This window comes from Streptomyces sp. NPDC088246, from assembly GCF_044741025.1.
In the GTDB taxonomy this organism is placed as follows: domain Bacteria; phylum Actinomycetota; class Actinomycetes; order Streptomycetales; family Streptomycetaceae; genus Streptomyces.
This window is the reverse complement of sequence record NZ_JBIURV010000042.1, coordinates 44,993-51,271: the sequence shown is the minus strand read 5'-3', so window position 1 is coordinate 51,271 and position 6,279 is coordinate 44,993. Positions and strand designations below refer to the sequence as shown.

The window sequence follows — 6,279 nt, the reverse complement described above, 5'->3', positions numbered from 1 at the left end:
ATAACCCCCCCCCCCCCCCCCAAAAAACAACCCCCCCCCCACCACTACCCCACCCCCACCCACTCCACATATCAACCCCACCCCAACCCCCCCCCCCCCCCCCCCCCCCCGGGGGGGGGGGCCCCCCCCCCCCACAACTCCCCTGTCAGTACATGCAAGGAAATCTGATCTCAATCACGTCTTGCCTTCAAGGGGGCATGAGGGGCGCACGGTGCTGTGGGGCCCTTCATCGCCCGGATGGTGATCGCGGCCGGGCCTGATCAGGAAAACCACTGGCAGGCCCGGACATCGATCACGGCCATGTCTCCACTTCTGGGCGCTGCTCGGCAACCGGCTGTCGCAGTTGCTGACTTACCTCGGTGTCGATGCTCCGCGCCAGTCTGCGCTGATGCTTCACCTTCGAGTGCTGGGGGATCGCCTGGGCGTGCTCGGCGGACTGGCCAGCGCAGACGCGTAGTGCTCATCCGACAGCCTTCCCCCAAGGTTCAGAACCTGCAGATGCTAGCGTTCAGCGCTGGGCCGGATGACGCACAGTCTGAAAATCACCGGCCGTGGACTGAATAGCGGCACAGCGAAAGATCCCGCAGCCCGTGCGCTGATATCTCGCCCTGCCTCCTTGCCGGGCTGCGGCAGTGGGCACAGACAGGCATGGGGCGACGACATCGGCCAACGGCTCCGGGAGCTGGAGAGTCAGCACGAAGACTGACGACCTCACCGGTACCGGCTGCTCTGCAAGGACGCGATTCGGGACAGGCTGCACTACCCTGCAATTGCCGTGCCCCATCCGTGCCCTTCGGAGCGGACAACAGCGGTCAAGCACGGTCACCAGAGCCCACGCTGCGCCCGCCTTCGCAGACCAAACAACCAGGTCAGCGGCCTGATCACTGACGCAAGCGCGGTGATTCCCAAGCTCAGAGGGCGAGTTCAATTCTCGTCACCCGCTCCATAGTTTGAAACTCAAAGCCCCAGGCCAACGGCGAATTCGAGGGGTCGTTGCAACACTGCTGGTCAGCTGGCTAGGTCCAGTAGCTTAGCGAGGCGCTCGGCTGGGGTTTCCCAGTCGAGCGTTTTGCTTGGGCGGCCGTTGAGTTCGGCGGCCACATCCGCCACCCCGCACCGGATCCGCACCTGGATGGCGCACCCTCGACCTCGGCTCGGGCAGCGAACGGCGGCAGCCTCCAGCGGGCCACCTCGACCAGGGGGCGTCCTCGCAGTCACTCACGGAGGGTGCGGGCTGCCATACGCCCCCACCTCGAAGGGGAGAACCACGGCGTCAAGACGTCAACGCCTTCACGCCGCGGCTGCCCGTCTGTCAGCGCCCGCCGGCCCCGAAAGGTCTTGGTAAGGCTGCCCGGGAATGAGATCCTGTTCGCATCTGCATTCAGTGAACGCAGTTATGTACGGGGGGACTTCACGCTGTGGCCGTAACTGTGCCCGATTGGGCCGACACCCTGCTTGACGTCATCGGCGTCAATTGGCCGAACGTAGATGAAGACGCGTATCGAGACATGGCCGATGCCCTCCGGGAGTTCGCCGAGGACGTAGAAGACGACGGTCACCTTGCCAACCAGCACGTGCAACGTTTGCTGTCATCCGGCCACGGCGAAGCCCTCGACGCGCTCAGCGGCCACTGGGGCAAGGTCAAGAACAAGCATGTTCAGGACCTGGCCGGCGGCGCTCGCACGATCGCCGGTGCCCTGGACAACGCAGCCACGGCGATCGAGGCCATGAAGTACGCGGCACTTGTCCATCTGGGCGTGCTGGCCGGCAAGGCGGGCATCTCCATGGCCCTGATACCGGTGACCGGCGGGCTGTCCATGCTCATCGGCGGAGGAGCGATCGCGGTCGCCCAGCAGGCCATCCGCCGGGTCATCAAGGAGTGCTTGGAGGAGGTAGTCAGTTACATCGTCTCCGCTCTGACCGAACCGGCCGTCGCCGCGCTGGAGAGCATGGCCGCGGATCTGGCGATACAGGTCGGCGCCAGCATGCTCGGTCTGCAGGACGGCGTCGACATGAACCAGGTCGGCCAGTCGGGGAAGGAGGGCTTCAACGAAGGAGTGGCGGGGGCCAAAGAGTCCTTCCAGCTCGCTTCGGCCAATGGCCCCGGGACCACACCCGGCAAGGGCGTGCACATCGAGCACGCGGAGCACGACCGGGCCGGCACCAGCCTGAAGCTGGTCAGTGTCGACGTTCACGGCAAAACGGCGGGCAGGCTGGCCAAGGCCGGGACGCACCATGGTCGAACCCGGGGCAAGGACGATATCGCCGGCGCCCTGGACCCCGTGATCGACAAGGCGATGAAAGCTCTCGGCAAAGCCAACAAGGCGATGGGAAACCACCTCGGCGAGGGGCTACCGAAGGCGGTCAAGGAGATATCCGAGGCTCAGAAGAAGATTGATCTGGATATCAAGGACGGGCTCACCAAGGTCCGCCATGGTGACGGAGAATCCGTCCCGCGCCCTGGAGCGCGTCGGGACTCCGCTCGCACCAAGGCGGATGCTCTGAAGGGCGCCAAGGACGAGCCGCGCCGTAACAGCATCTCACTGGACAAGAAGACCTGTGAGAACGACCCGGTGGACGTCGCCACCGGTGAGATGACCCTGCCGCAGACCGATGTGGCCCTGCCCGGAGTCCTTCCTCTCGTCCTCCGCCGGACACATCTCTCCAACTACCGCTACGGCCAGTGGTTCGGCCGCAGCTGGGCATCCACGCTGGACGAACGGATCGAACTCGACCCACTCGGCGTCGGCGCGGTGTGGTCACGGGAGGACGGTTCACTCCTCATCTATCCGCGACTGCCGCTGCCCGGAGACGACGATGGCGTCCTGCCCCTCGAGGGTGCCCGTCTTCCTCTGGTGTACGGCGGACAGGACAACGGAGAGACCACCTACCTCGTCACCGACCCGTACACGGGCCTGACACGCTCATTCCGTGGCGGCCCGTACAACACGTCCCCCGCCTACTGGCTCAGAGAGATCGAGGACCGCAACCTCAACCGGATCTCCTTCGCCCGCCTCGGCGACGGCAGTCCGACAACGGTCGCCCACTCCGGCGGCTACCGGATCAATCTGGCCGTCGAAGACGCCCGGATACGCGAGATGTCCCTGCGTACGCCGGACGGTCCGGCCACCGTCATGCGCTACGACTACGACCCTCTGGGCAACCTCGCCGGCGTCGTCAACTCCTCGGGACTGCCGCTGCGTTTCACGTACGACGCGGACGCCCGGATCACGTCCTGGACCGACCGCAACGACTCCACGTTCCGCTACGTGTACGACGACGCCGGCCGGGTGGTCCGCACGATCGGCCCGGACGGCTACCTGTCCTCCACGTTCGCATACGACACCCACCCGGAAACGGGCGACCGCGTCACCCGGTACACGAACTCTCTCGGCGCGACCAAGGTTCACCACTTCAACGACCGGCTCCAGGCGGTCGCGGAGACCGATCCGCTGGGCGGCGTCACCCGCCGCACCTTCGACCGCTACGACCGGCCCCTCTCCCGAACGGATCCGCTCGGCCGGACCACCACGTACACCTACGACGATCATGGAAACCTCACCCGGATCGAGCACCCTGACGGCAGCTCGGCCTCGGTCGAGTACAACGACCTGAACCAGCTCACCGCCGTCACAGGCCCGGACGGCACCACGTCGCGGCAGGAGTACGACGAGCGAGGCAATCCGACGCTCTTCACCCGGCCGGACGGGTCCACAACCCGACTCACCCACGGCCCGAAGGGCCAGCTCACCGGTGTCGATGACTCCCTGGGCGCGCTGGACCGGGTGCGCTGCGACGCAGCCGGCCTCCCCTTGGCCATCCGCGGCCCGCTCGGCACAGTCACCCGGTACACCCGCGACGCCTTCGGGCGCACGGTGAGGATCACCGATCCGCAGGGCCACGTCACCGAGCTGGAATGGACCGTCGAGGGCAGGCTTGCCCGGCGTACGGGGCCGGACGGAGCGCAGCAGTCCTGGGCCTACGACGGCGAGGGCAACTGTCTCGTCCACACCGACGCGGCGGGCGGCGAGACCCGCTTCGAGTACACGCACTTTGATCTGGTCTCCGCACGCACCACACCCGACGGCGTGCGCCAGGAGTTCACGCACGACTCCGAGCTGCGCATTTCCCGTGTCACCAATCCCCAGGGCCTGACCTGGGACTACACCTACGACTCGGCGGGACGCCTCAGCTCGGAGACCGACTTCGACGGCCGCTCTCTCAGCTATGCGCACGACGCCTGCGGGCATCTCACCTCCCGCACGAACGCTCTGGGCCAGACGATCCGCTACACGCGCGACACGGCGGGCCGAGTCACCGCCAAGGACGCCGACGGCACGGTCACCCGCTTCACCTACGACGTCCACGGCCGTCTCGCCTCAGCGACGGGCCCGGACACCGAGCTGTCGTACGTACGCGACAGCTCGGGCAGGGTCCTCCGCGAGATCTGCGACGGCCGCGAACTGAGTAACACCTATGACGAGGCCGGCCGCCGCACTCACCGGGTCACCCCTTCCGGGGCTGTCAGCACCTGGTCCTTCCCCGTCGGACTGCGGGCCGAGCTGAACGCTTCGGGGCAGCAAGTGGTCTTCGCATTCGACGAGACGGGTCGCGAGACGACCCGCCGGATCGGTGACGCGCTGACCGTAGAGCACGCCTACGACCCTGCGGGCCGCCTGACCGACCAGCGTGTCCGCACGCCCGACGACCGGATACTCCAGCACCGCTCGTACACGTACCACGCCGACGGCCATCTCACCTCGGTCGATGAACTGACCAGCGGGCACAAGCGGCTGGAGCTGACCCGAGACGGCCGGGTCACGGGTGTCGCCGCGGAGAGTTGGTCGGAGCGGTACGCGTACGACGAGGCCGGGAACCAGACCATGGCAACCTGGCCGGGCGCGGACGACGTCGCCGGCTCACGTGAATACGCCGGGACCCGCATCAGCCGGGCGGGCAGCATCCGTTACGAACACGACGCCCAAGGCCGGGTGGTCCTACGCCAGAAGGCCCGCCTCTCCCGCAAGCCCGACACCTGGCGCTACGGCTGGGACGCCGAGGACCGCCTGGTCTCGGTCACCACACCGGACGGCACGCGCTGGCGTTACCTCTACGACGCCCTGGGGCGCCGCACCGCCAAACAGCGCCTGTCGGGGGACGGAGCGACGGTTGCCGAGGAGGTGACCTTCACCTGGGACGGCGACACCCTGTGCGAACAGACCACCTCCATAGCGGGCTCCCCAGACTCCGTCGCCCTCACCTGGGACCACGACGGCGTGAAGCCGGTCACCCAGGTGGAACGACGGCTCGTGGACCAATCGGAAGTCGACCACCGCTTCTTCGCGATCATCACCGATCTCGTCGGTACACCCCGCGAACTCGTCGACGAGCAGGGCCAGGTGGCGTGGCACACCCGCGCCACCCTGTGGGGCACCACCTCATGGAACCGCGACGCCGGCGCCTACACCCCACTGCGCTTCCCGGGCCAGTACTTCGACCCCGAATCGGGCCTCCATTACAACCGCCACCGCCACTACGACCCGGAATCAGGCCGCTACCTCTCCCCCGACCCCCTCGGCCTGACCCCCGCCCCGAACGCGGTCACCTACGTCGACAACCCCACACGATGGATCGACCCGCTGGGGCTGGCAGGCTGTCCCCACCGGGCTGGGGAGCACCGGCACAGTGTGGTGTTGGGGGTGGACGTAGCACCGGACCGGGCATCGGAATCGCTGGCACGGTACCTTCGCAACGATCCCTCGGACTCCGAGTACGACCGGACCCGCGGCAGTGACCTGGGAGCACACACCTACAACGGACCGGACTACGCCGGCCGGGAACCCGGTGGCCCGGTATGGATGACGAACGTGATGGGGGCCGTGGGGGATCGCGGTACCACTCTGTCGATCACGCTCGACGGAATGCCCAACAGTGGCGGCAAGATAGGGAACTGGAGCTCGCCTGAGGACATTGTGGATGCGTTCCAGACAGCGGCGCAGCATGGAGCTCAGTTCAACAGCAAGCATGAGGACAACTACCCGGGCCGAGGCGACGGCACCGCCTGGGAAATGAGCGAAGTCGCCTACGCAGTACGCAACTACGATGGGGCCACCGCTTGGGGAGACCCCGATGACGAACGTCCTGGTCGATCGTGGGAAGAGATCCACTGGTACACCCGCAATGAAGAGGGAGGCTACACGGAAGTCAGCGTGCCCAAACCAGACATTCCAGAGATAAAACCGGACCTGTCGAATCTACCGGAACACTTGAGGTAACGAA

1 protein-coding gene is annotated in these 6,279 nt (G+C 66.7%); it reads left to right on the top strand.

The window, feature by feature from the left end:
- The first annotated feature begins 1,508 nt into the window (after positions 1-1,508).
- Positions 1,509-6,275, top strand: coding sequence for an RHS repeat-associated core domain-containing protein (locus ACIPEK_RS36645; RefSeq protein ID WP_402005405.1), 4,767 nt, complete (start codon positions 1,509-1,511; stop codon positions 6,273-6,275).
- The last annotated feature ends 4 nt before the right edge of the window (positions 6,276-6,279 follow it).

Coding starts and splice junctions, on each gene's coding strand:
- ACIPEK_RS36645 (WP_402005405.1), top strand. CDS start 1,509: ATGGCCGATGCCCTCCGGGAGTTCGCCGAGGACGTAGAAGACGACGGT.